This is a genomic window from Stenotrophomonas sp. YJH_SMC_14-1 (genome assembly GCF_059372275.1).
Genome location: NZ_JCAFVK010000006.1, coordinates 51449 through 76058, shown reverse-complemented (window position 1 = coordinate 76058; position 24610 = coordinate 51449). Strand labels below are relative to the sequence as shown.

Below are 24610 nucleotides of genomic sequence, written 5' to 3'. Positions count from 1 at the left end.
GTCGGGCTCCCCGGATGATCGCCGCAGTGTAGCGCTGCGTCAGAGCAGCGGCGAGGCCAGCCGGGCGAAGGCCTCTGGCAGGCGGTGCAGCCACAGCGAGCGGCCGGCCTGGTCGTGCACGCGGGTGGCGCGGTCGAACTCTGCCTGCAGCAGCCCGGCCAGGGCGGCGACGCGGTCACGGTCGCTGATCATCATCGACAGCTCGAAGTTCAGCCGGAAGCTGCGGTGGTCGAAGTTGGCGCTGCCGACGATGCAGACATCGTCGTCGGCGATGAAAGCCTTGGTATGCAGCATGCGCGGGCCGTACTCGTAGATCTTCACCCCGGCGTGCAGCAGTTCGTCGAAATAGGAGCGCGCGGCCTGGGTGACAAACCAGGAGTCGCTCATCTTCGGCACCAGCAGGCGTACGTCCAGTCCCCCCAGTGCCGCCGAGGTCAGCGCCATCCGCGCCGCTTCGCCTGGCACGAAATAGGGCGTCACCAGCCACACCCGCTCGTGCGCTTCCTGGATGGCGGCGACGTGCAGCCGGTGGATCGTCTCCCAGCCCGAATCCGGGCCGGACACCAATACCTGCGCGTTGATTTCGCCATCCCCGCGCAGCGGCATATCGGCCGGCCACAAGCGGGCGATATCCATCCGCGAGGGTTCCTGGCCACTGGCGTAGAGCCAGTCCTCGGCGAACACCAGCTGCAGGCTGCGCACGACGTGGCCGCGGATGCGCATGTGCAGGTCGCGGTAGGCGTTCGGCTTGCGGCTCTCGTCTTCATCGTCGGTGATATTGATGCCACCGGTGAAGGCCAGCCGGCCATCGACGATCACCAGCTTGCGGTGCGTACGCAGGTTCAGCCACGGGCGCTTGAACGGTTTCAGCAGCTGCCGTGGGTGGAACCAGATCGCTTCACCGCCGGCGTCGAGCAGGGGCTGCAGGAAACGGCGGGGCAGGGCGGATGAGCCCACCGCATCCAGCAGCAGGCGCACCTGCACACCGGCACGTGCGCGCTCGACCAGGGCGTCGCGCAGGGCGGTGCCGGCATGGTCCGGATTGAAGATGTAGTACTCCAGGTGCACGTGATCGCGAGCCTGCGCCACCGCTTCCAACAGAGCGGCATAGGTAGCGGCACCATCCACCAGCCAGGTCACTTCGGTCGCGCTGCTCGGCGCCAGGCCCGTGGTGGCCTGCGCGATCTTGGCCAGCTCGGTGCAGTCGGCATCCGGTGGGCAGACATCGCTGTAGTGCTCCATGCCCGAACGTGCGCGTCCGCGGCGCAGCCGTTGCCGCTTCACCTTCTGCGGGCCCAGCAGGTAGTAGATGAACAAGCCGAGGTAGGGCAGCAGCGCCAACGACAGGATCCAGCTCAACGTGGCGACCGGCTCACGCTTCTGCAGCATGATCCAGCCCGCCAGCGCGAACAGATACAGCAGGTAGGCCACCGCCAGGATCGAGCCAAGGTGGGCGATGCCGTCGAGCCAATGACGCAGGGAGTCGAAGAGGGCGAGCATCCGCCGATCATAGCGGTCCAGCCCGGCAGGCATAAAAAAAAACGCCCCTGTCTCCAGGGGCGTCTGCAGTCGCGTCATGACTGTTGTGTTGCGGTGTAGCGATTACTGCTGCACAAAACCGATCTTCTTCATCTGAGCATTCTTCGCGGCGGCCAGAACCTTGGCCATCACGTCGTACTCGGAATCCGGGCTGGCGTCGATGCGCAGTTCCGGCTGGTTGGTCGGGTCACGCTGGACCTCCTGCTCCATCCGCTGCTGCAGCTCGCTGGTATTGATCGGGCTGTTGTTCCACGAGACCTGGTTGCTGGCGTCGATCTTCAGTTCGATCGGCGGCGGCGGTTCGACCAGCTGCGGCGGTGGGTTGAGCACGCGCTGCGGCAGGTCGACGGCGATCGGGTACGTCATGATCGGCGCGGTCACGATGAAGATGATCAGCAGAACCAGCATCACGTCCACGAGGGGCGTGACGTTGATGTCTGCCATGGGGCCCTTGCCACCACCACTACTGAATGCCATGGCTTATTGCCCCTTTTCTTTGGTCGCGACGAAGCCGACGTCCAGCATGCCCTGCTCCTGCGCGACCTTGGTCAGGTCGTTGATGACGCGCATCTTGGTGGTGCGGTCACCACGCAGGTTCAGCGGCGGCTGCGGGGTCTGCTGGGCGGCGGTCGCCAAGCGCGACTCGAGAGTCTGCTTGTTGATTTCTTCGTCGTTCCAGTAGATCGAGCCGTCTTCCTTGACTGCCAGGGTGATCGGTCCGGAACGCTTTTCAGCGTCTTCCGGCTTCTGGATCAGGTTGGCTTCCGGCAGATCCACCTTGACCTTGTGGGACATCAGGGGCGCCGTGATGATGAAGATGATCAGCAGCACCAGCATCACGTCCACGAGGGGCGTAACGTTGATGTCGGCCATGGGGCCGCCGCTGTTACCACTACTGAAAGCCATAACGGGCTCCGTCTAGATCTTGGTGACTACTTACGTTCGTCGCTGGGTGACGCGCGCCGCAATTAGCGGACGCGCGAGCCGGTGGCGAAGAAGTCGTGCAGGTCGTGCGCGAAGGTATCGAACTTGCTGATGGTCGCGCTGTTGATCTTGCTGAAGAAGTTGAAGGCGAACACGGCCGGGATCGCGACGAACAGACCGATCGCGGTCATGATCAGCGCTTCACCCACCGGGCCGGCAACGGCGTCGATCGAAGCGGAGCCGGTGGCACCGATCTTGATCAGGGCGCCGTAGATGCCCCACACGGTACCCAGCAGACCGACGAACGGAGCGGTCGCGCCGACGGTGGCCAGCAGGGTCATGCCCGACTGCAGCTTGTTGCTTTCGCGGGTGACGGCCTGACGCAGGGCGCGGTCGACGAACTCCGAACGGCTCAGGTTCTCACCCACGCCGCCGGTGGCGCCGCCTTCAGCGCGCTGGTGGTGCGCAGCAGCCTGGGCAGCGTCCAGGGCGATCTTCGAGAACGGCTCCGAAGCCGGCTGCTCTTCCATGGCACGGATGGCGTCCTGCGCGTTCGGGGTATCCCAGAACAGGCTGACGACGCGATCAGCAGCGCTCTTCAGGCGGGTCGCACGGAAGATGTTGATGACGGTCCAGTACCAGGACATGGCCGACATGGCGATCAGGGTCAGCAGCACGACCCAGGAAACCGCGAAATCACCCGGCTTGGTGGTCATTTCGTGGATCAGGTGCTCGAAGCCCATCTGCGACAGGGCGTTGGACGGATTGCCCCCGGCAGCAGCGGCGATGAAAATTTCCTGCAGCATGACGCTTACCTTTGTTGTGTGTGGTGATAAAGGGTGTAGCTAAGCTAAACAATCGAACCGGGAGCAGGGGTGGCCAAGCGGCCACCCGGGCGCATCAGTTCAGCGCAAAGTTGACCGGGACGCGAACGCGACCTGCCGTCTTCTTACCGCCAGATTCAGCGGCGTTGAAGCGCCACTTGCGAGCCGCTTCCATCGCGGCACGGTCCAGGTCGCGGTTACGGCTGGACTTTTCCACCGTGACATTGGTGACGTTGCCGTTGGCATCGACATCAATGATCAGGATCACTTCGCCCTGGATACCCGCGCGGAAGGCGGCCGGCGGGTAGCGCGGCGGATTCATGGCCTTCGACGAGATGTCCACGCTGGCCTCGATCGATGTCGCAGGTGCCGGCGGCGCGGGGGGCGACGGCGGGGTGACGATATCGCTCGGGCGCGGCTCCGGCACGTCCACGACCGGCGCCTGCGGCGGCGGCGGGACCGGCGACGGCTTCGGCGGCGACAGATTCTTCACCGGCGGCGGCGGAGTATCGGTCGGCGGCGGCGGCGGCGGCGGCGGGGGCGGCGGCGGCGGCGCATCGACGATGGTCACCATGACGTTGCGCTCCTTCTCAGCCACGGCCTTGGGAGCCACGGCGGGAATGAGGAGCATCATGAAGGCGGCCAGATGCAGGGCAATTACAAACGCGATGCCGACGATGCGAGGCCAGCTCAGCCCCTTGTCATCGGGTTGTTCGTACCGGTGAACGACTAGTTGTTCCGTCATGCGCCAAGAGCTCAATAGTGGGGCCGGGATGCCGGGGGCGGAATCCCTGATCAGCGGTGCATGACACCGCAGGAACCTCCAAGCTTATACCAATCCTGAGCGCCTGCGCATCAACTGGGCAGGCATTCAGGCGTTATTCCTACTTACTTCAGGTTGATGATTTTCTTGGCATCAGCCTGGTTCTTCACACCCTTCGCCAGCGCCTGCTGGGCGGCCTGCTTGGCCTCCGGGATGCGACCTTCGGCATGCAGGACGCGTGCCAGGTTCAGGTAGGTCTCACCGTCCTTGGACAGCGGGGCAGCCTTCTGCCACGCATCGATCGCCTGCGGCACCTGGTCGGAGTAGTAGTAGGACTGGGCCAGCGCCAGGTAAACCTGGTAGTCCGGCTTCAGGATGCCCTTCTGCAACCCTTCGTTGATGACCGCGATGACGTCCTTTTCCTTTTTGTCGGTGTTGGCATAGATGGAGTACAGCTGCTTGTACTCGCGCTCTTCGGTGAGCTGGCCGCTGCTGCGCAGCTTGTCCATCACCGCGGCCGCCTTGTCCATCTGGTCGGCCTGCATGTACATGCTGGCCAGGTTCAGCTGGGCCTTCTTGTCGTTCGGGTTCTTGGCGGCCAGCGCCTCGGCTTCCTTGACCGCTTCGCCGGACTGGCCGGCTTCGGACAGGGCCGCCATCAGCAGCTGGTTCCAGTTGTCCTTCGGTTCGGCGGAACCGGCGATGGCCTGCTTCAGCACCGGGATCGCTTCCTGGTAGCGCTCCAGCTGGTACAGCGCCTGGCCCTTGGCGATCAGTTCTTCCGGCTTGGTCGACTTGCTCTCGGCGAAGTACTTGTCGAGGGTTGCCAGGCCTTCGGCAGTCTGGTCTTCCTGCAGCTGCAACTGGCCCAGCATCAGCATCGACTGGAAGTGGCCGTTGTTGTCCAGGCCGTTGAACTGCAGGACCTGCTTCAGGTAGGCGATGGCAGCCGGGGCGTCATCGGTCTGGTAGGCAGCCTGCGAGGCCAGCTGCGCGGCCAGCGACTTGTCGTACTCGTTCGCGGCGCTGTCAGCCAGGATGGCGTCGGCCTGGGTGCGGGTTTCCGGGAACTTTTCCTTGTTGTAGCTGTCGATCATTTTCTGCAGCTTGCTGCCCATCTTGGCCGAAGCCTTGACCGTCGGCTCCTGGCGGGTCGCGTTCGGGTACAGCGCCTCGGCCTTGGCCTGCTTGCCGCCACGGTTGCCGCGCTCGGAGGAACGCGAGGACTGCGCGAAGGCATCGGTGACCACGGCGCCGGTCAGGGCGGTCGCGACGAGGACGGAAAGCACAGCTTTGTGGTTACGGAAAATCATCGTTCACCTCGATCGAACCGCCGGTTAGCGGCAAAGTCGGACTGTCAGAAAAATCTGAGCCGCCAAACGTATCAGAAACAGATGGCGTGAGAAATCGTTTTATGTGCTGCAATACAGCATAGAACTGCGCACTCATCCGCACTTTGGCCGTAGCCCGGCCGCCTGCGCCTGCTGATAGACCGGCGTCAGGCCCGGGGCATCACGTCGCAGTTCCTGGATCCGGTTGGCCGGATCCGGGTGGGTGGACAGCCATTGCGGGCTGCGACCGCCGCTGGCGGCCATCATGTTCTGCCACAGGTCGACCGCCTGCGCCGGATTGAATCCGGCCTGGGCCATCAGCCGCTGGCCGATCACGTCAGCCTCGCTTTCCTGCGTCCGCGAGCCCGGCAGCAGGAAGGCGGTCTGCGCGCCCATGCCGCCGAGCTGGTTGACGGTGCTGGCAGCACCTTCGCCGTAGGCTGCGCCAGCCAGCGCGCCGAGCACGGCCAGCCCGGTCTGTGCGCCCATCTGGCGGGTGATGCGCTCTTCGTGGTGGCGGGCGATGACATGGCCGATTTCATGGCCGATCACGGCAGCGAGCTGATCCTGGTTCTTGGCCACGGTGAAGATGCCGGTGTTCACGCCGACCTTGCCGCCGGGCAGGGCGAAGGCGTTGGGCTCCTTGTCGACGAATACCGCCGTCTCCCACCGTACGCCACGGTATTGAGCTGGCAGCTGCGCGACCAGGGCGTTGACCACGCACTGCACGTAACCGTTCTGGCGGCCGTCGGTGCTGATCTTTTCCTTCTGCTTGGTTTCGGCGAACGCCTGTGCGCCGAGCTGGTCCAGCTGCGCCTGCGAGACGCCGCCCACCATCTGCCGGCGACCGGTAGGGGAGGTGGTGGTCGCGCAGGCGCTGACCAGGGTAGTGATGACAAGGGCCAGCAGCAGTTGTTTCATGGAAACTCCCCCGTGTTCATATGCGGAGTGTGTAGCGTAGCGGCTTAATCTTTCGTCAAGCGGACGCGGCGTTACGTTGACCCCAGGAACACCATCGCGGCAAGGGCGACCGCATTGTTCAGCGCATGGGCGGTGATCGCCGCCCACAACGTGCCGGTGCGCCGGTAGAGCCAGCAGAACGCGGCCCCCATGCCACCATAGACCAGCCACAGCTGTGCGATTTCGGCCGGGCCATTGGCACTGGTGCCAGGGATCTCATGGATCAGGGCAAATGCGAGGCTGCTCAGTACCACGCCCAACCCTGGCCGCCCGGCCTGCCACAGGCGGCCAAACAGCACGCGGCGGAACAGCAGTTCCTCGTAGGCCGGCGCCAGGACCACCGCGAACAGCACCAGGAACAGCGGGAAACGTGCGATCGCGCTCTGCATCAGCGCCAGATTGGTGGGGACCGGCTCGACGCCGAACTGCTTGGCCAGGAAGGCGATGCCGTTGCTGCCGAGCACGATCAGGGTCGCCACCAGCAGGGTCCAGCCCCAGGTGGAGGGGCGGCGCAGCGCCTGGCGCGAGGCGTGGCGCTCGGCGGCGTTGGCCGGCCGTCGCCAGAAGTACAGCAGCAACGCGGCGCCACCGGTGGCGAACAGTGCCATGAGAATCTGCGCAAGCGCGCCGGGCTGGCCCAGTGACGCCGCGACCGAACTGGCGTCGGGTGCGCCAGCGCCAGCCTGCGCGTTCGCGTAACCAACCACCACGCCACGGTACAGGCCCCACAGCAGGCCGCTGACCAGGCTCAGGCCGAACAGGGTGACAGCGGCGATGCCCAGGTCGATGAAGAACCCCGCCAACGGCGAAACGGCACGCGGCGCGGCAGAAGCCGGCGGAACCGGGGGCGGAGCGGAGACCGGGGCGGATGCTGACATCAGGTACCTGTGTTCAAGAGTCGAAGGCCGGCGCGCCTCCCCGCGCGCCGGCCGTGTCCCGATTGTGTCAGATATCCAGGTTTGCGACCTTCAGCGCGTTGTCTTCGATGAAATCGCGACGCGGTTCGACGACATCGCCCATCAGGGTGCTGAAGATCTGGTCGGCTGCGACAGCGTCCTCGATACGCACCTGCAGCAGTCGGCGGGTTTCCGGGTTCACCGTGGTGTCCCACAGCTGCTCCGGATTCATTTCACCCAGACCCTTGAATCGCTGGATCTGGCGGCCTCGCTTGGCCTCCTCGAGCAGCCAGTTCTGTGCCTTGGCAAAGCTGTCGACTTCGATCGACTTGGCACCGCGGGAAATGGTCGCGCCTTCGCGGACCAGACCGTGCAGCAGCTTCGATGCCTGGTGGATCGCGCGCAGTTCGCCGCTTTCGAAGGCCGACATCGGCAGCACCTGGATGTGCTGTTCGCCCATGTGGCGACGGGTCACCAGCACAGCGGCCGGGCGCTCGTCGTTGGCTTCCTGCAGTTCCAGCGTGAAACGCGGGCTGCCCAGGCTGCCCTGGTTGAGGCGCTTGGCCAGTGCATCCAGGCCCTCGCCTTCGCCGGCAGCGCGCAGGCTTTCCAGGTCCATCGGCACGAAATCGACCAGCGCTTCAAGCAGGTTGCGGTCGTAGCGATGTGCGTTGCGCTCGATCGAATCCAGCGCGGCCGCGTAGGCCAGCAGCAGCTTTTCCAGCGCAAGGCCTTCGATGCCGGGCTCGCCGGTGGCCGGCACCAGCGCAGCGTTTTCCACCGCGCTGCTGGCCAGGTAGCTGTCCAGCGCCGGGTCGTCCTTCAGGTACAGCTCCTGCTTGCCCTGCTTGATCTTGTACAGCGGCGGCAGGCCGATGTAGACGTAACCGCGCTCGATCAGCTCCGGCATCTGACGGTAGAAGAACGTCAGCAGCAGGGTGCGGATGTGGGCGCCGTCGACGTCGGCGTCGGTCATGATGATGATCTTGTGGTAACGCAGCTTGTCCGGGTTGTACTCGTCACGGCCGATGCCGGTGCCCAGCGCCGTGATCAGCGTGCCGACCTGGTCGGAGGACAGCATGCGGTCGAAGCGCGCGCGTTCCACGTTGAGGATCTTGCCGCGCAGCGGCAGCACCGCTTGGTTCTTGCGGTTGCGGCCCTGCTTGGCCGAGCCACCTGCCGAGTCACCCTCGACGATGAACAGTTCGGACAGCGCTGGATCCTTTTCCTGGCAGTCTGCCAGCTTGCCCGGCAGGCCGGCGATATCCAGCGCGCCCTTGCGGCGGGTCAGGTCGCGGGCCTTTCGCGCCGCTTCACGTGCGCGCGCGGCGTCGACGATCTTGCCGGCGATCGCCTTGGCTTCGTTCGGGTTCTCCTGCAGGAACTCTTCCAGGCGCGCACCGAAGGCGTTTTCCACCGCCGGACGCACGTCGGAGCTGACCAGCTTTTCCTTGGTCTGGCTGGAGAAGCTCGGGTCCGGAACCTTCACCGACAGCACCGCGATCATGCCTTCTCGCATGTCGTCGCCGGTCAGGTTGATCTTGGCCTGCTTGGCGATGCCGTTCTGCTCGATGTAGTTGTTGAGCACACGGGTCAGCGCACCGCGGAAACCGGCCAGGTGGGTACCGCCGTCCTTCTGCGGAATGTTGTTGGTGAAGCAGTACATCGTCTCCTGATAGGAGTCGGTCCACTGCAGCGCCACATCCACGACGATGCCGTTGTGCTCGCCGGTGACTGAAATGACGTTCGGGTGCAGCGGCGTCTTCAGCTGGGCCAGATGCTCCACGAAGCTGCGGATGCCACCCTCGTAGTGGAAGTCATCGCGACGGCCGTCGCCACGCTCGTCGGCAAGGACGATCTTGACGCCGGAGTTCAGGAACGACAGTTCGCGCAGGCGGCGGGCCAGGATGTCGTAGTGGAACTCCACGTTGTCGTGGAAGGCGACGGTGGACGGCCAGAAGCGCACGGTAGTGCCGCGCTTGGTGGTGGTTTCCAGCTTGGCCAGCGCGGTCACTGCGGCGCCGTTGCTGAATTCCTGCTGGTAGTGGAAGCCGTTCTGGAACACGTCCACCAGCAGCTTCTGCGACAGCGCGTTGACCACGCTGACGCCGACGCCATGCAGGCCGCCCGAAACCTTGTAGCTGTTGTCGTCGAACTTGCCGCCTGCGTGCAGGACGGTCATGACGACTTCGGCTGCAGACACTTCGCGACCGAGCTTGGCACTCATCTGCTCGTGCTTGCCAGTCGGGATACCACGGCCGTTGTCGGACACCGAGACCGAACCGTCGGCGTGGATCGTCACCGCAACGTGGTCGGCGTGGCCGGCCAGCGCTTCGTCGATCGAGTTGTCGACGACCTCGAACACCATGTGGTGCAGACCGGTGCCGTCATGCACGTCACCGATGTACATGCCGGGACGCTTGCGGACAGCCTCCAGGCCTTCCAGGGCGGTAATGCTGTTGGCGTCGTAATTGCCGTTGTTTGCCGGGGTGTTCTGTTCGTCGCTCATTGCGCTTGCCGTAGGCTCCGCAGGTCGGCCACCGCTTGGAGCGATGTGCCGAGAATGAAAGGATTCCAACCCGAATTATACCAGCCGGGGTCGAGCGGCCCTGGTGTGCCCACTATGGCACAGCCACGATCTGTGCATGTTCCACGTGGAACCGGGCGATGTGGGTCAGGTCCAGCAGTGCCGCCGGGGTTTCGGTAGCGGTGATGAAGATCTGTGCCGGCCCATTGAGCAGGCGCTCCAGCACCCGCGCCTGATGGGTGCGATCCAGCTCCGAGGCCAGATCGTCCAGCGCGATCACAGGCCATTCGCCGCGCTGTTCTGCATAGTCCTCGGCCTGCGCCAGCAGGCAGGCCAATGCCGTCAGCTTGGCCTGGCCACGGGACAGCGCATCACGCCCCGGAATGCTGTGGAAATCCACACTCCAGTCTGCCCGGTGTGGGCCGACCGAGGTATAGCCGGCCTGCCGGTCGCGTTCCCGGGCCAGAAGCAGGGCATCGGCCAAGGGAAGCTCATGCCGCCGCCAACCGGGGCTCAGTTCCAGCCCCTGGATGCCGAGTTGCGGAGCCAGGCTGGCGGCCAAGGCCACCGTGCGCTGCTGCAGACGCTCCAGGTAGTGCTGACGGCGGCTGGTCAGCGGTTCCCCGGCCTCGGCCAGCTCGTGATCCCAGGTATCGAGCATCCGCGACGGCCCGCCCTGCTTGAGCAGAGCATTGCGCTGCTTCAGCGCCCGGGAATAGCGGCGCCACAGGGAGAGAAAATCCGGTTCCACGTGGAACAAACCCCAATCGAGGAAACGCCGCCGGGGTTCGCCCCCCCCACTGACCAGTGCATGGCTCCCCGGCTCGAACGTCACCACGGCCAGCGCTGCGCAGAGATTGCCCAGCTGCGCGACATCCTCGCCGTCCAATCGCCCCTTCCAATCCTGGCCACTGTGGCGCAGCCCGGCTTTTCGGCGGTGGGGCGGGTGATCGGCACGCTGTTCGTCCCATTCCACGAAGATTTCCAGCGCTTCCTGGCCCTGGCGCACCAGACCGTCGCGCACCCGGCCACGGAAGCTGCGCCCGTAGGCCATCAGGTGCAGGGCTTCGAGCACGCTGGTCTTGCCGGCACCGTTGTCTCCGGTCAGCAGGTTCAATCCAGGCTGGGGCGACAGGTCCACCGCACTGAAGCGACGCAGTTGGTGCAGGGCGAGGCGGCGGATAAGCATGGGGCGCGAAAGACCATCCGCACGAGGCGGTAGTGGGGCAGGGAATCCATCAGCTTACTGCATCGGTCAAGCCAGCCGTGGCGCGCCAGACATCGCCACTGTGCTGAAGCCTCCGCCTGGCAACCCTACGCGTGTTCCACGTGGTGGCGCTCCCTCACCTGGGTTCGCCTGGGTCTGGATATGCCCTGGAATTCTTGAATTCTGAGTGGCGGCGCAGGGGACAGGTCTTCAGATTTCAGCGATTTCAGCCTCATTCCGCGAGCATCGCCAGGTGCCCCCGACGGTGGGTTGCGCGAACACCGCGCGGATTTCTTGAAATCTACGATGCGACGCCGTGGAGGGTTCCACAGATTTCAAAGAATTCAGCCCATTCGTTTCACGCTGTCCACAGCGGGCCTGTATGACTTATACACAAGGTATGGGCAAACTGTGGATAAAAAAGCCATTTTGCCCGACCTGCGAAACTATCCACAGGTTCCCCCCCAGCCTGAGGGGCCTCTATACAGGGTGTTTCAGCTGCATAAATCTCTTGAAAATCAATTGGATAATGCATTTTTCCACGAAATCTGGGCCTACCGTCACCACCATGCTTTAGATTTATACCCAGATTTAGAAGCTAGGCCAGCTTTGATCCGGCCCCAATCAGGCCTGTGGACAGTGACGTCTGCGGATGAAGCAACCACTGCGATAGGGGATGCGATCCGCTTCATCCATCCGACCAGATCGGGTCACCTGCAATCAGGCTGAAGACCTGGAACTGCGTACTCGATCAAAGTTGGCTGGGCAGCGCCCAGGTCAGCAATCTGGATTCCTACCGCGCAGGGCCGATTGCATCGGAGGGGCAACCAAGAACAATCGGCAAGCAGCAATCTCGAGCAAGACATTCGACCAGACCCGGAGATTCCGCGATCCCCGATGCTCCACGTGGAACCTGCAAAAAAAAACGCCCGGGGAGATCCCGGGCGTCCTTCGGTTCCACGTGGAACAGGTTGCTGTCAGAGACGCAGCGGCATCACCACGTGGCGCGACTTCTCGCTGCTGGATTCACGAACCAGCGCAGAAGAGTTGGAGTCGCGCAGCTGGATGATGACCTCCTCATCGCGCAGCGCGGAGAGGGCGTCCAGCAGGTAGTTCACGTTGAAGCCAATGGCCAGATCACTGACCGTGGTGTCGGCTTCGATCTCTTCCTGGGCTTCTTCCTGTTCCGGATTGTGCGCGCTGATCTTCAGGTTGCCCGGCGAGACTTCCACGCGGATGCCGCGGTACTTCTCATTGGACAGGATCGCGGCGCGCTGCAGCGAGGCACGCAGTGCTTCACGATCCACCTTCACTTCGCGGTCGGCACCGATCGGAATCACCGCTTCGTAATCCGGGAAACGACCGTCGATCAGCTTCGAGGTGAAGGTGACATCGTCGCGCTTGACGCGCACGTGGCTGCGGCCGACTTCCAGTTCGATCTCGCGATCGCCGCTCTCCAGCAGGCGCTGCAGTTCGGTCACGCCCTTGCGCGGCACGATGATCTGGCGCTTGGAACCGCTGGGCTTGGCCAGATCGGTTTCACACAGGGCCAGGCGATGGCCGTCGGTGGCGACCGTGCGCAGCGCATCGCCGCGCAGGTCGAACAGCAGGCCGTTGAGGTAGTAGCGCACGTCCTGCTGGGCCATCGCGAACGCAGTGCGCTCGATCAGTTCCTTCAGGGTTGCTTCGCCGATGGCCACGCGCTCGGTAGCTTCCACTTCGTCCACCGACGGGAAGTCGTTGGAGGGCAGGGTGGCAAGGGTGAAGCGGCTGCGGCCGGCCTGCACGGTGATCTTGTCACCGGTCTGCGAGACGGTAATCCGGCTGCCGTCGGGCAGGGCGCGGATGATCTCGAACAGCTTGCGGGCGGGAATGGTGGTTTCGCCGTCCTGGGCATCTTCAACCGCGATCCGCGACACCATCTCCACTTCCAGGTCGGTACCGGTCAGCGACAGCTGGCCGTTCTGCACCTGGACCAGGAAATTGGCCAGAACCGGAAGGGTCTGGCGGCGTTCGACCACGTTGACGACCTGTGCCAACGGCTTGAGAAAGGCTTCGCGCTGCAGTGTGAAACGCATGTGGTTCCGTGCCCCTATGCTTTAAAAAATGTGGAATAAATCAAAAGCTTGGTGGTGCTGGTAGAGACAGAATCGCTGGAAAACAACGCTAAGTCTTTGTAAATAAAAGGATTCCAGGCATCGAAACCCTCTGTATTACCGACCCCCAGAGGGTGGGGAAAGCTGTGGATAAAACCGACGCGATTTCAAACGCCATTTTTATCCACAACGTGTCCCGCGCTTGCTACCGGATTCTGCACCGTTTTGTGCGATGACGCCTCATCGGCATCCGTGCATCATTCGCTCAGCTTCCGGATCAGCTTGTCCCAGTCCTCGCGGAGCTTGCCGTCGGTTTCCATCAGGGTCCGGATCTGGCGGCAGGCATGCAGCACCGTGGTGTGATCGCGACCGGCAAAGGCATCGCCGATCTCGGGCAGGCTGTGCTCGGTCAGTTCCTTGGTCAGGGCCATGGCGACCTGGCGCGGGCGTGCCAGCGAGCGGGTCCGACGCTTCGACAGCAGATCCTTGATCTGCAGGCCGTAGTAGTCGGCAACGGTTTTCTGGATGTTGGGAATGCTGATCGCCTGCTGCTGGGCGCGCAGCAGGTCGCGCAGGGTTTCCTGGGCGAACTCGGTGGTGATCGGGCGGCCGGTGAAATTGGCGCGGGCGGTCAGGGTATTGAGCGCGCCTTCGAGGTCGCGCACGTTGGAGCGCATCTTCTTGGCGATCAGGAACGCAACATCATCGGGAATCTCGGCACCGCGTTCGCGTGCCTTGGCCAGCACGATCGCGGCGCGGGTCTCGAAGTCCGGCGGTTCGATCGCGACCGACAGGCCCCAGGCAAGCCGCGACTTCAGGCGCGCTTCCAGGCCCTCGACTTCGCGCGGATAGCGGTCGCAGGTCAGGATGATCTGCTGCTTGCCATCGAACAACGCGTTGAAGGTGTGGAAGAACTCTTCCTGGGTGCGGTCCTTGCCGGCGAAGAACTGGATGTCATCGATCAGCAGCGCGTCCACCTGCTGGAACTGGCGCTTGAACTGATCCATGGTCTTTTCCTGCAGGGCCCGGATCATTGCGCTGAAGAACTGTTCCGAACGCAGGTACAGCACCTTCGCGCCCGGATTGGCCTGGCGCATGGCGTTGCCGGCGGCGAACATCAGGTGGGTCTTGCCCAGGCCGGTGCCCCCGTACAGCAGCAGCGGGTTGTGCGCGCGGTCGCCCGGCTTCTGCGCCGCCTGGAAGGCGGCGGCCAGGCCCAGCTGGTTGCTGCGGCCTTCGACGAAGTTGGCGAACGTGTAGTGGTTGTCCAGGTTGCCGGCGAACGGCACCTGCGGTTCGCTGGACACATGCGCCGACGGCGTGGAAACCGGCGCGTTCTGCGCCTCGACAGGGCGCGGGCGCGAGCCGATTTCAAGAAAAACGTCGCTGAAACCGGCGAAGTGCGCCAGCAGTTCGCGGATCCGGGCCAGGTACAGCTCGCGGACCTGGTCGACGATGAAGGCATTCGGTGCATACAGCACCAGGCTGTCCACGCGCAGATCGGCCTGCAGTGGCTTCAGCCAGGTATGAACGTCTTCCGGCGGGAACTCCGCTTCGAGGCGCTCGAGACTACGGGACCAAGCATCCATCAGCAATAATCGTCCGGTGGCCGGGGCATGGACGCGACAAGGCGCCCAAACACAGGCCTGAAAGGGGGGAAATGGATGGCTCAGACTACCACCGAGCGCCCGCCTTCGGAATGCTTGTCCCCTACTTATTCACAAAAACATCCACAGCTATTGCACAGCCCGGTGAATTCGCGTAGCTGCCAGGGGTTGACTTGGGGCAGGGTACCTCTCTAGAATTTCCGGTTCTTTCCGTCCCATTCATACGAGAGGCCCCCAATGGCCACGAAGCGCACCTACCAGCCCAGCAACCTCAAGCGTAAGCGCGACCACGGCTTCCGTGCCCGTATGAAGACCGCTGACGGCCGCAAGATCCTGTCGCGTCGCCGCGCCAAGGGCCGCAAAGTCCTGAGCGCCTGATTGCCATGCCGCACCCCGCGGCAGACGCAATCCCTTCGACAGTGAATACTGCAGACCCGCGCAAGCGATTCCCTCGCTCTGCGCGGGTTCGCACGCGTGCCGAATACTCAACGGTCTTCAACGGCGCCCGCCGTGTGTCCGATCCGCTGATGACCCTGCACTGGCTGCCGGCTGACCGGCCGGCCAGGCTGGGTCTGGCGGTTTCCCGCAAGGTTGATCCGAACGCCGTCGGGCGTAACCGGATCAAGCGCGTCCTGCGCGACATCCTGCGTCAGACACGTACCGACATCCAGCCAGGCGACTTTGTCGTCGTGGCTCGTAGTGCTGCGCGTTCCGCCAGCAACGACGAGATCCGCCAGGCCTTCCTGCGCCTGCTGCGTCGCCTGCGTGCATTGCCCACGCCGGGCGTGGACGGCACAATGCCGCCGCCTGATGGCATCGCAACTCCTTCTTTGACCGAGCCGGCATCGCGTCCCGGCCCCGCCGAGCCTGTCCGCTGATGAACCAGACCCGCGTATTCCTCGTTTTTGCCTGGCTGATGGTGGCCGTGCTGCTGTGGATGGAGTGGAGCCGTGAAAAGGCTGCTCCGACCCCGGCACCAACCACGACGTCGGCCCCGGCAGCCGCACAGAGTGTTCCGGGCGCGAACCCCGGCGCCATCCCCAGCGCCCAGGTGCCGGGCGCCCCCGGCCAGGCGGCCGCTGCACAGGCCCAGGCCAGCGCTACCCCGGCCAGCCAGCGCGTGACCGTCACCACCGACGTGCTGCGCCTGGTGCTCGACGGCGGCCGCGTGCTCGATGCCGAGCTGCTGCAGTTCCCGCAGACCAAGGACGAAGGCAGCCCGCCGGTCCGCCTGCTGACCGAAGACCCCGCGCACCCGTACAGCGCGATCAGTGGCTGGGCCAGCGAAGACAAGAACACCCCGGTCCCCGGCGCTGACGGCTTCAAGCTGGTGGGGGACACCAAGGACTTCGTGCTGGCCAAGGGCCAGAACGAGCTGCAGATCCCGTTCGTGTGGACCGCCGACAGCGGCGTGACCATCAAGCGCACCCTGACCGTCTCGCGCAACGAGTACGCCGTGCGCTTCAAGGACGAAGTCAGCAACGCTGGCGCCGCGCCGTGGAACGGCTATGTCTACCGCACCCTGGACCGCACCCCGACCATCCTGTCGCGGAGCATGACCAACCCCGATTCCTTCAGCTTCAACGGTGCCACCTGGTACGACAACGACAAGAAGTACCAGCGTCGTGCGTTCAAGGACTACCTGGAAGACGGCACGCTGAACCAGAACATCACCGGCGGCTGGCTGGCGATGCTGCAGCACCACTTCTTCACCGCCTGGATCCCGCAGAAGGACCAGACCGCACACTACGTGCTGTCGCAGGTGGCTGGTCGTGACCTGATCGAAGCGCGTGGCCCGGCCTTCACCGTGGCCCCGGGCCAGTCCACCAGCACCGAAGCCCGCCTGTGGGTCGGCCCGAAGCTGGTCAACCTGATCGCCAAGGAAGACGTGCCGGGCCTGGACCGCGTGGTCGACTACAGCCGCTTCTCGATGATGGCGGTGATCGGCCAGGGCCTGTTCTGGGTGCTGAACCAGGTGCACAAGCTGGTCGGCAACTGGGGCTGGGCGATCGTCGGCCTGGTGGTGCTGCTGAAGCTGGTGCTGTACCCGCTGTCGGCGACCCAGTACAAGAGCGGCGCCAAGATGCGTCGTTTCCAGCCGCGCATCGCGCAGCTGAAGGAACGCTATGGCGATGACCGCCAGAAGTTCCAGACCGCGATGATGGAGCTGTACAAGAAGGAAAAGATCAATCCGATGGGGGGCTGCCTGCCGATCCTCATCCAGATGCCGATCTTCTTCGCCCTGTACTGGGTGCTGGTGGAATCGGTCGAACTGCGCCAGGCGCCCTGGTTCGGCTGGATCCAGGACCTGACCGCACGCGACCCGTACTTCATCCTGCCGGTCATCAACGTGGCAGTGATGTGGTTCACCCAGAAGCTGACCCCGGCACCGGGCATGGACCCGATGCAGCAGAAGATGATGCAGTTCATGCCGCTGGTGTTCGGCGTCATGATGGCCTTCATGCCGTCCGGCCTGGTCCTGTACTGGGTGGTCAACGGCGGCCTGGGCCTGCTGCAGCAGTGGTGGATGACCAAGCGCCATGGCGGCGAGCCGGTCCCGGCCACCACCGCGCCGGCCCCGGTCAAAAAGAAGTAATCCCGACCTGTAGAGTCGACTGTTGGTCGACTGGCAGTAGAGCAGTCGACTAACAGTCGACTCTACTACCGCCCCGGTCGATGAGAAGCCCGCCGCAAGGCGGGCTTTTCGCATGCGGCGTTAGAATCGCCGGCACACCGTTCCTCCCACCTTCGAGTCCACCATGCAGCGTGCGTCGTCGTTCCGCCTGTTCCTGCCGTCGCTGTTGTTGACCCTGGTCGTTGCCGGCTGTGGCGACAAGGACGCGAAGGCGCCGGCGACCACGGTCACCCAGCCCAGCGCGCAGGCCGCGGCCGCCGCCGATCCCGCCGCTGCACCGTTGCTGGCCGCGCTGCAGAAGCAGCTCGACGGCTACCGCCGCATCATCGTGCTGCTGGCCGACGAGGAACAGCAGTCGGCTGCCGACCGCGGTACCTCCACGCGCGTGGGCCAGCAGCTGTTCCACGATGGCCTGGAACAGCGCACGGCCATCGCCGCGCAGTTCGACACGCTGCTGCGCGGCTCCAGTCCGCAGCGCTTCGCCACCCTCGGCACCGTGCTGGACTACATCGAGTCGGCGCCGGAACTGTTCGACGCCGACCGCCTGGCCTTCCGCGAAGTGCTGCGTGACCTGCATGAACGGGTCGGCACCGATTCGTCGCTGCCGGCGGTGAAGCTGCACCAGCGCATCGGTGAGGACCTGGAGGCGCTTGATGAGATCGAGCGCAACTACAACCAGGAACTGACCCGCATCTTCAGCCGCTTCGAGCGCACCCGCGCCATCGAACTGAAGCGTGAGAAGTGGGACGACTACATCGCCCACCTGCACAAGGACTACAGCCGCGAAGCGATCCTGCGCGACTACGGCGTGATCGAGCCGTACCCGATGTCGATGAAGGACAGCGACCGCGAGATCTTCGGCCGCGACCTGCCGGCCAAGACCGTTGTGCTCACCTTCGACGATGGCCCGCACAAGGCCTATACCGATGAAGTGGTGGCCATCCTCAAGCGCTACGACGTGCCGGGCGTGTTCTTCGAAGTGGGCCGCAACCTGGGCAAGGTCGAGGCCGACGGCAAGGTCAGCCTCGGCCCGATGGCCAGGATCAGCCGCAACCTGATGGAAGAGGGCTATGCGGTCGGCAATCACAGCCTGACCCACGCCCAGCTGTCGCGCACCACCGGTGACGCGCTGCGCCAGCAGGTGCTGGACACCGACACGCTGCTGAAGGATGTCGACAGCAAGCGCGCGCCGCTGTTCCGCTTCCCCTATGGCGCACGCAATGCCGAAGGCCTGCAGCTGCTCAACGAAGCCGGGCTGAAGTCGATCATGTGGAACATCGACTCGATGGACTGGGCCGACCCGGTGCCGGAGTCGATCGTGCAGCGCGTACTCGACCAGGTGAACAAGGAACAGCGCGGCATCATCCTGTTCCACGACATTCACGATCGTGCGGTGAAGGCGCTGCCGCAGATCCTCGACCGGCTGATCGCCGATGGCTACCAGTTCGCTGGCTGGAACGGCCGCGACTTCACCGTGGCCCGTGCGCGCAAGGGCGATACCGCCACCATCACCACCGGCTACGAGAAGTCTTGGGCAATCGTGGTCGGCATCGACAACTACGCCAAGTGGCCGAAGCTGGAGTACGCCAGCCACGATGCGCAGGCGGTGGCCGATACCCTGACCGGGCAGTTCGGCTTCCCGTCCACGCAGGTGATCGTGCTGAAGAACGAGCAGGCCACGCGCAACAACATCCTGGCTGCCTTCCACGACCGCCTGGCCGATGACCGCACTGGCAAGAACGATCGCGTGTTCGTGTTCTTCGCCGGCCATGGCGCGACCCGCCAGCTCGCCTCAGGGCGTGACCTCGGCTACATCATCCCGGTCGATTCGGACCCGAAGGAATTCGCTACCGACGCCATCGCGATGACCGACATCCAGAACATCGCCGAGAGCATGCAGGCCAAGCACGTGATGTTCGTGATGGATGCCTGCTACAGCGGCCTGGGCCTGACCCGTGGCGGTCCATCGTCGTCGTCGTTCCTGCGCGAGAACGCGCGGCGCAGCGCGCGGCAGATGCTGACCGCCGGCGGTGCCGACCAGCAGGTGGCCGACGCCGGTCCGAACGGCCACTCGGTGTTCACCTGGGTGCTGCTGCAGGCATTGGCCGGCAAGGGCGACCTCAACGGCGATGGGCTGATCACCGGTACCGAACTGGCCGCCTACGTTGCGCCGGCCGTCTCAGCCGTTTCACACCAGACCCCGGCCTTCGGCAGCCTGCCCGGTTCGCAGGGCGGCGAGTTCGTGTTCCAGGTGCCGGACAGCCAGGAGTTCCTCAATGCCGATACGCGCCAGTTGACCGCCGATGCGATCGCACTGAACAACAAGGTTGAAGCCGCCAGCGAAGCCAAGGGCAGCCAGGCGCCGGTGACGGTGGCCGACCTGCAGGGCGGCAAGGCCAAGCTGGTGGTGCCCACTGCGGGCCCGGCGTCGGATCGCCAGCGCGCGCAGCAGGCCAATGACCGCGGCCTGCAGCTGTACCGCGAGAAGCAGTACGACGAGGCGGTGGCGCAGTTCACCGAGGCACTGAAGCTGCGTCCGGACTTCGCCCAGGCCGCCAACAACCTCGGCTTCGTCTACTACCGCCAGCAGCGCTATGCCGAAGCGGCGCGCTGGCTGGAGAACACGCTGAAGATCGACCCCTCGCGTGCAGTGGCCTATCTCAACCTGGGTGATGCCTACTTCAACGCCGGCGACAAGGCCAAGGCCAAGCAGGCCTACACCACCTACCTGGCCTTGCAGCCGCAGGGCAGTAGCGCGGCCCAGGCGCGCGCACAGCTGGAGAAGCTCTGAGCCATGAACGACGCGATCCGCACCGACACCATCGTCGCCATCGCCAGCGCCCCTGGTGCCGGCGGTGTCGGCCTGCTGCGCCTGTCCGGCCCGCGTGCTGCGGCCATCGCCAATGCACTGGGCGCACCTGCACTGCGTCCGCGCCACGCGCACTACGCGCGCCTGCGTGATGCCGACGGCGAGGTCATCGACGATGGCATCGTGCTGTGGTTCCCGGCACCGAACAGCTTCACCGGCGAGGAAGTGGTGGAACTGCAGGGCCATGGCAGCCCGGTGCTGCTGCAGCAGCTGGTCGCGCGCTGCATCGCGCTCGGCGCGCGCCAGGCGCGGCCGGGTGAGTTCAGTGAACGGGCATTCCTCAACGGCAAGCTCGACCTGGCCCAGGCCGAGGCCATCGCCGACCTGATCGCCGCGGGCGACAACCGCGCCGCGCGCGCGGCACGCCGTTCGCTGGATGGCGTGTTCTCGCGCCGCATCGACGCCGTGGTCGAGCAGCTGGTGCTGCTGCGCATCCACGTGGAAGCGGCCATCGATTTTGCCGACGAACCGCTGGATACGCTCGGTGGCGCGCAGGTGCGGCGTGGGCTGGAACAGGCGCGCAGCGATCTGGCCCTGCTGCGCCGCGATGCCGAACGCGGCCGTCGCCTGCGCGATGGCCTGCACGCGGTGCTGATCGGTCCGCCGAACGCCGGCAAGAGTTCACTGCTCAACGCGCTGGCCGGCAGCGAACGCGCCATCGTCACCGACATCGCCGGTACCACCCGCGACACCCTGCGCGAGACCATCCGCCTGGACGGTCTGGAGCTGACCCTGGTCGACACCGCCGGCCTGCGCGACGGCGGTGACGCCATCGAACGCGAAGGCATGCGCCGCGCCCATGTGGAAATCGAGCGCACCGATCTGGCGCTGATCGTGCTGGATGCGCGCGATCCGGCGGCTGGCGAAGCGGCGCTGGGCGAGGCCGTGGCGGCGGTGCCGCACAAGGTCTACATCCACAACAAGTCGGACCTGCTGGAGGCGTTGCCGTCGCTGGACGATCCGGACCGGGTGTTCGTTTCGGCCGCCACCGGCGCCGGGCTCGACGATCTGCATGCGCGTCTGCGTTCGATTGCTTCGGCCGGGGCAGGGGAGCAGGTGGATGGCGAGTTCTCCGCGCGCACGCGGCATGTGGACGCAATCGAGCGTGCGCAGGAGCACGCGCAGCGCGCCGATGGCGAGCTGGCGCATGAGCACCTGGAACTGGCCGCCGAGGAACTGCGGCTGGCGCATGACGCGCTGGGCGAGATCACCGGGCAGATGAGTGCCGATGACCTGCTTGGAAGGATCTTCTCCAGTTTCTGCATCGGGAAGTAGATCCGAGGTCAGATTCCCGAAGGGGCTCTGACCGCCTCGCTTACTCATGACTGACGGCTGGGGGTTTCAATCCTGTGCGCGACACCACCTTGATATCATTCCCGCCATGAACCCGATAACCGACAGTGACGTGCGATCAGCTCTGCTGGGCAAGGTCATTGCTGAGCATGTCGCAAATCCGAACACGCTTGTGGTGGAGGAAATGGGGCTTGCGCGCGGCGCCTGCCGGGTCGATGTCTGTGTCATCAATGGCCATCTGCACGGCTACGAGATCAAGAGTGATGTAGACACCCTGCGGAGACTTCCATTGCAGCAGCAGTTCTACTCCGATGTCCTCGACAAGGCGACGATCGTGGTGGGCAAGCGCCATTTGGACCATGCCCTGGATACGTTGCCTGCTTGGTGGGGGGTCAGGCTGGCATCACGTGGAGCGCGCAACGCAGTGAGGCTAGAACTAGTGCGGCCTGCAAAACTCAATCCATCAGTGAGCGCGACGGCCGTCGCAGCACTGCTCTGGCGCGATGAAATTTCTGCTCTGATCGGCAGGCGGACGCCTGAAAAATCAGCGCTGCGCGGCAACCGCGCAGCGCTATGTGAACGTCTGTCGGAGCTCTACAGTCTTGCGGAAATCCGTGCGCTGGTCAGGGAACAGTTGAAGCGCCGGTCAGACTGGCGAGGTCGCGAACAACCTTAGTCATATGGTGGTTGGTCGCCACCGTTGGCCAGGTCGAGCTTCCCCCGGTACTGGTGACACTGTTTGCGCAGTCTTCGATGTACGCATCGCCCCAGCTGTAGCCGCGCCCCATGAAGACCACCGGCAGATCGGAGACCAGGTGCCGGCACAGATCACGGTACTGGTCGCGGCCGTTGCGCTTGATCTGGGTACCTACAACGATCCGCCACTGATCATCGATCGTGTACTTGATCTTGGCGTTGGGGTCGAACAGGCGAGGATCCATCAATTCCGTCTGTGGAGAAGCGCAGCCATAGTCACCAAACCACGGCATTCGTTCAGTGTGCATGCGGGCTAGCCGCGTGTACGCGCGCCATTCCCGGCGGTTCACATCGCCATGTGGGCGATAGCTTGAAGAGGGGCTTAGGCTGGCAGGGAAACTACCACCCACGAGGGTGATCGATCTCCAGTCGGCCAGATCCGGAACGGCCGCAATCCATGCCTGCCAGGTCGATGCCTGCAGCGTGGGCGAGTCGGCGACATCGGTCGAGCTGTCGAGGATCAGGTCCACCTGACCTGATACCACGCCCAACAGTTTCAGCAACCCTGAGATCCGGGCCAGGTGCCCTCCTTCAAGATCATCCGGCACCAGCCGTAATCCGCAGCCACGATCATCGCGGGCGACGATGCGTGCCACCGCCTGCTGGTAGTCGACATGCCGGTCAATGCCGGTCACGGGAATGGCCTGGCATCCTGCGGTGCGAGTGAGGTGGAAGATCCGCTCCAGATGGTGCTGGCCGTCCGCCATGGTGTCGTCACCGGCAAGATAGGGCGAATCGAACAGGCAGCGCCGCGCCTTCCAGTTACTGCTCAGACGCCTGCCTACGTTCTTCAGGTGGTCATCGAGTGACTTGGCCGGTGCATCGTTCTCGAAGTCCCACTGCTCGATCGGGATCTCGAACAGGGGATAGATCCCATCCTTGACTCCTTCGCTGGTACGACCCACCGCGAGATACTCTCCCTGTCGCCATTTGAGAATCGGCATGTACATCAGTTGTTTCATGATCTGCCCCTGACAACTTCGCTGTTGGTCATCCGAGGCTAGTCGCGGGCCGTGCAGCGCTTCAATCAGAATTGTTTGAAGAATGGGGGGAGCGCTCAGGTCGGAGCCCCTGCGGGGATCCGACCCCAGGTCCCCCACCTGTCACATTGCCGCCGCATACTGACGCCCATCACATACCGATTGGGGAAGTCGCAGTGAAGTCGTGGGGTTGTGCGTTGCTGTTGTCGCTGGCCGTGGCACCATCGGTGGCCATGAGTGCTGAATCCTCCACCCCGGCCGCGCACAAGGTGTCGGTCTATGGCCATCGCGGGGCGAGCGCATTGCTGCCCGAGCACACCCTGGCCGCCTATGCGCAAGCGATCGCCGATGGCGCCGACTACATCGAGCCGGACCTGGTGATGACCAGGGACGGAGTGATGGTGGCCCGCCACGAGAACGAGATCAGCGGCACCACTGATGTGGCCTCGCATCCCGAATTCGCCAGCCGCCGCACCAGCAAGGTCATCGACGGGCAGAAGGTGGACGGCTGGTTCACCGAAGACTTCACCTTGGCCGAGCTGAAGACCCTGTACGCGCGCGAGCGCCTGCCGGAACTGCGCAGCACCGCCTATGACGGCCAGTTCCGCATCGCCAGCCTGGACGAGATCCTCGCATTCCTTGTCCAGCAGGCCGGGCGTGCCAACCGTGGCATCGGCCTGGTGCCGGAGATCAAGCACCCGACCTACTTCCAGTCGATCGGCCTGCCGATGGAAGACAAGCTCCTGACCGCGCTGCGTGGCAATGCCTATACCAACGTCGGCCCGGTCACCATCCAGTCGTTCGAGACCGCCAACCTGCGCTACCTGCGCGGCAAGATCCCGCGCGGCAGCAACATCCGCCTGCTGCAACTGCTGTGGAAGGGCGACACCCAGCCGGCCGACATCGCCAAGGCCGGTGGAAAGCTGACCTACGCGCAGATGATGACCCCGGCAGGACTGAAGGACATCGCCAGCTACGCCGACAGCATCGGCCCGGAACTGCGCTCGATCATTCCGCTGGACGCCAAGGGCGCGCTGAGCACTCCGACCACGCTGGTACAGGACGCACATGCAGTGGGCCTGATGGTGATTCCGTACACCTTCCGTCCGGAGAACCACTTCCAGGCCAGCAACCTGCGCAAGGGCGCCGACAACGCGCGCAATGCCGAGGGTTCGATTGCCGAGATGCGTGCCTATCTGGCCACCGGCATCGATGCGTTCTTCACCGATGACCCGGCACTGGGCCGGCAGGCGGTGGATGGCATGGGCGCGGCGGGTAACTGAGCGATCAACGCCGTCGGGCATGGCCCGGCGCTACCCGGGGTGCCGGTGTGCTGTGGTAGGTGCCAACCTTGGTTGGCACACAACAACCGCGCCGACCAAGGTCGGCCACTACCGGATCAT

The 24610-nt window shown here is 64.5% G+C and carries 20 protein-coding genes; 7 read left to right on the top strand and 13 right to left on the bottom strand.

Annotated elements, in window-relative coordinates; translation table 11 throughout:
- Positions 1–39: 39 nt before the first annotated feature.
- From cls to dnaA, 12 genes are all read right to left on the bottom strand, one after another.
- Entirely contained in the window at positions 40–1500 is a 1461-nt protein-coding gene (gene cls, locus AC5P9P_RS14610) for a cardiolipin synthase (protein ID WP_495232891.1), read from the bottom strand.
- A 102-nt stretch (positions 1501–1602) separates the two neighbouring features.
- Positions 1603–2016 carry an ExbD/TolR family protein gene (locus AC5P9P_RS14605; RefSeq protein ID WP_005411740.1) on the bottom strand — a complete coding sequence of 138 codons (414 nt, stop codon included), beginning with the start codon at positions 2014–2016 and terminating at the stop codon, positions 1603–1605.
- A gap of 3 nt (positions 2017–2019) precedes the next feature.
- Positions 2020–2445 carry an ExbD/TolR family protein gene (locus AC5P9P_RS14600; RefSeq protein WP_005411739.1) on the bottom strand — a complete coding sequence of 142 codons (426 nt, stop codon included), beginning with the start codon at positions 2443–2445 and terminating at the stop codon, positions 2020–2022.
- Between the two features lie 62 nt (positions 2446–2507).
- Entirely contained in the window at positions 2508–3269 is a 762-nt protein-coding gene (exbB, locus tag AC5P9P_RS14595; RefSeq protein WP_005411738.1) for a TonB-system energizer ExbB, read from the bottom strand.
- A gap of 94 nt (positions 3270–3363) precedes the next feature.
- Positions 3364–4032, bottom strand: a complete 669-nt coding sequence (locus tag AC5P9P_RS14590; RefSeq protein WP_495232890.1) for an energy transducer TonB — start codon at positions 4030–4032, stop codon at positions 3364–3366.
- 143 nt (positions 4033–4175) lie between these two features.
- Positions 4176–5363, bottom strand: coding sequence for a tetratricopeptide repeat protein (locus AC5P9P_RS14585; RefSeq protein WP_005411736.1), 1188 nt, complete (start codon positions 5361–5363; stop codon positions 4176–4178).
- A 132-nt stretch (positions 5364–5495) separates the two neighbouring features.
- Complete coding sequence (locus AC5P9P_RS14580) at positions 5496–6302, bottom strand: M48 family metallopeptidase (RefSeq protein ID WP_005411735.1); 807 nt, start codon at positions 6300–6302, stop codon at positions 5496–5498.
- 71 nt (positions 6303–6373) lie between these two features.
- The gene (locus AC5P9P_RS14575) at positions 6374–7219 is read right to left on the bottom strand and encodes a CPBP family intramembrane glutamic endopeptidase (RefSeq protein WP_005411734.1); all 846 of its coding nucleotides are present in this window, start codon (positions 7217–7219) and stop codon (positions 6374–6376) included.
- Between the two features lie 67 nt (positions 7220–7286).
- Entirely contained in the window at positions 7287–9746 is a 2460-nt protein-coding gene (gene gyrB / locus AC5P9P_RS14570; RefSeq protein WP_005411733.1) for a DNA topoisomerase (ATP-hydrolyzing) subunit B, read from the bottom strand.
- 112 nt (positions 9747–9858) lie between these two features.
- Positions 9859–10953 carry a DNA replication/repair protein RecF gene (gene recF / locus AC5P9P_RS14565; protein ID WP_012478628.1) on the bottom strand — a complete coding sequence of 365 codons (1095 nt, stop codon included), beginning with the start codon at positions 10951–10953 and terminating at the stop codon, positions 9859–9861.
- Positions 10954–11948: 995 nt separating this feature from the next.
- Positions 11949–13049 carry a DNA polymerase III subunit beta gene (gene dnaN / locus AC5P9P_RS14560; RefSeq protein ID WP_005411731.1) on the bottom strand — a complete coding sequence of 367 codons (1101 nt, stop codon included), beginning with the start codon at positions 13047–13049 and terminating at the stop codon, positions 11949–11951.
- A 275-nt stretch (positions 13050–13324) separates the two neighbouring features.
- Positions 13325–14656: a chromosomal replication initiator protein DnaA gene (dnaA, locus tag AC5P9P_RS14555; protein ID WP_495232889.1), complete on the bottom strand. Its 1332-nt coding sequence runs from the start codon at positions 14654–14656 to the stop codon at positions 13325–13327.
- Positions 14657–14911: 255 nt separating this feature from the next.
- Between dnaA and rpmH the strand changes: the two genes are divergently transcribed.
- The 6 genes from rpmH to AC5P9P_RS14525 all read left to right on the top strand — a co-directional run bounded on the left by rpmH (position 14912) and on the right by AC5P9P_RS14525 (position 22147).
- A complete protein-coding gene (gene rpmH, locus AC5P9P_RS14550) occupies positions 14912–15052 on the top strand; it encodes a 50S ribosomal protein L34 (protein WP_005411729.1) in 141 nt (46 codons plus the stop codon).
- A 5-nt stretch (positions 15053–15057) separates the two neighbouring features.
- On the top strand, positions 15058–15552 hold the full coding sequence (gene rnpA / locus AC5P9P_RS14545) for a ribonuclease P protein component (RefSeq protein ID WP_005411728.1): 495 nt from the start codon (positions 15058–15060) through the stop codon (positions 15550–15552).
- Positions 15552–17270, top strand: a complete 1719-nt coding sequence (gene yidC / locus AC5P9P_RS14540; RefSeq protein WP_111173401.1) for a membrane protein insertase YidC — start codon at positions 15552–15554, stop codon at positions 17268–17270. Before rnpA ends, yidC begins: the two co-directional genes overlap by 1 nt.
- A 163-nt stretch (positions 17271–17433) precedes the next feature.
- Positions 17434–20100, top strand: a complete 2667-nt coding sequence (locus tag AC5P9P_RS14535; RefSeq protein ID WP_495232888.1) for a polysaccharide deacetylase family protein — start codon at positions 17434–17436, stop codon at positions 20098–20100.
- A gap of 3 nt (positions 20101–20103) precedes the next feature.
- The gene (mnmE, locus tag AC5P9P_RS14530) at positions 20104–21453 is read left to right on the top strand and encodes a tRNA uridine-5-carboxymethylaminomethyl(34) synthesis GTPase MnmE (protein ID WP_024958544.1); all 1350 of its coding nucleotides are present in this window, start codon (positions 20104–20106) and stop codon (positions 21451–21453) included.
- A gap of 106 nt (positions 21454–21559) precedes the next feature.
- Positions 21560–22147, top strand: a complete 588-nt coding sequence (locus AC5P9P_RS14525) for a sce7726 family protein (protein ID WP_080264262.1) — start codon at positions 21560–21562, stop codon at positions 22145–22147.
- On the opposite strand, the gene AC5P9P_RS14520 is transcribed toward AC5P9P_RS14525, so the two are convergent.
- On the bottom strand, positions 22095–23189 hold the full coding sequence (locus AC5P9P_RS14520) for a beta family protein (protein ID WP_239501115.1): 1095 nt from the start codon (positions 23187–23189) through the stop codon (positions 22095–22097). The two genes, AC5P9P_RS14525 and AC5P9P_RS14520, sit on opposite strands and share 53 nt — an antisense overlap.
- Before the next feature lie 194 nt (positions 23190–23383).
- On the opposite strand from AC5P9P_RS14520, the gene AC5P9P_RS14515 reads away from it, so the two are divergent.
- Positions 23384–24490 carry a glycerophosphodiester phosphodiesterase gene (locus AC5P9P_RS14515; RefSeq protein ID WP_049453517.1) on the top strand — a complete coding sequence of 369 codons (1107 nt, stop codon included), beginning with the start codon at positions 23384–23386 and terminating at the stop codon, positions 24488–24490.
- The last annotated feature ends 120 nt before the right edge of the window (positions 24491–24610 follow it).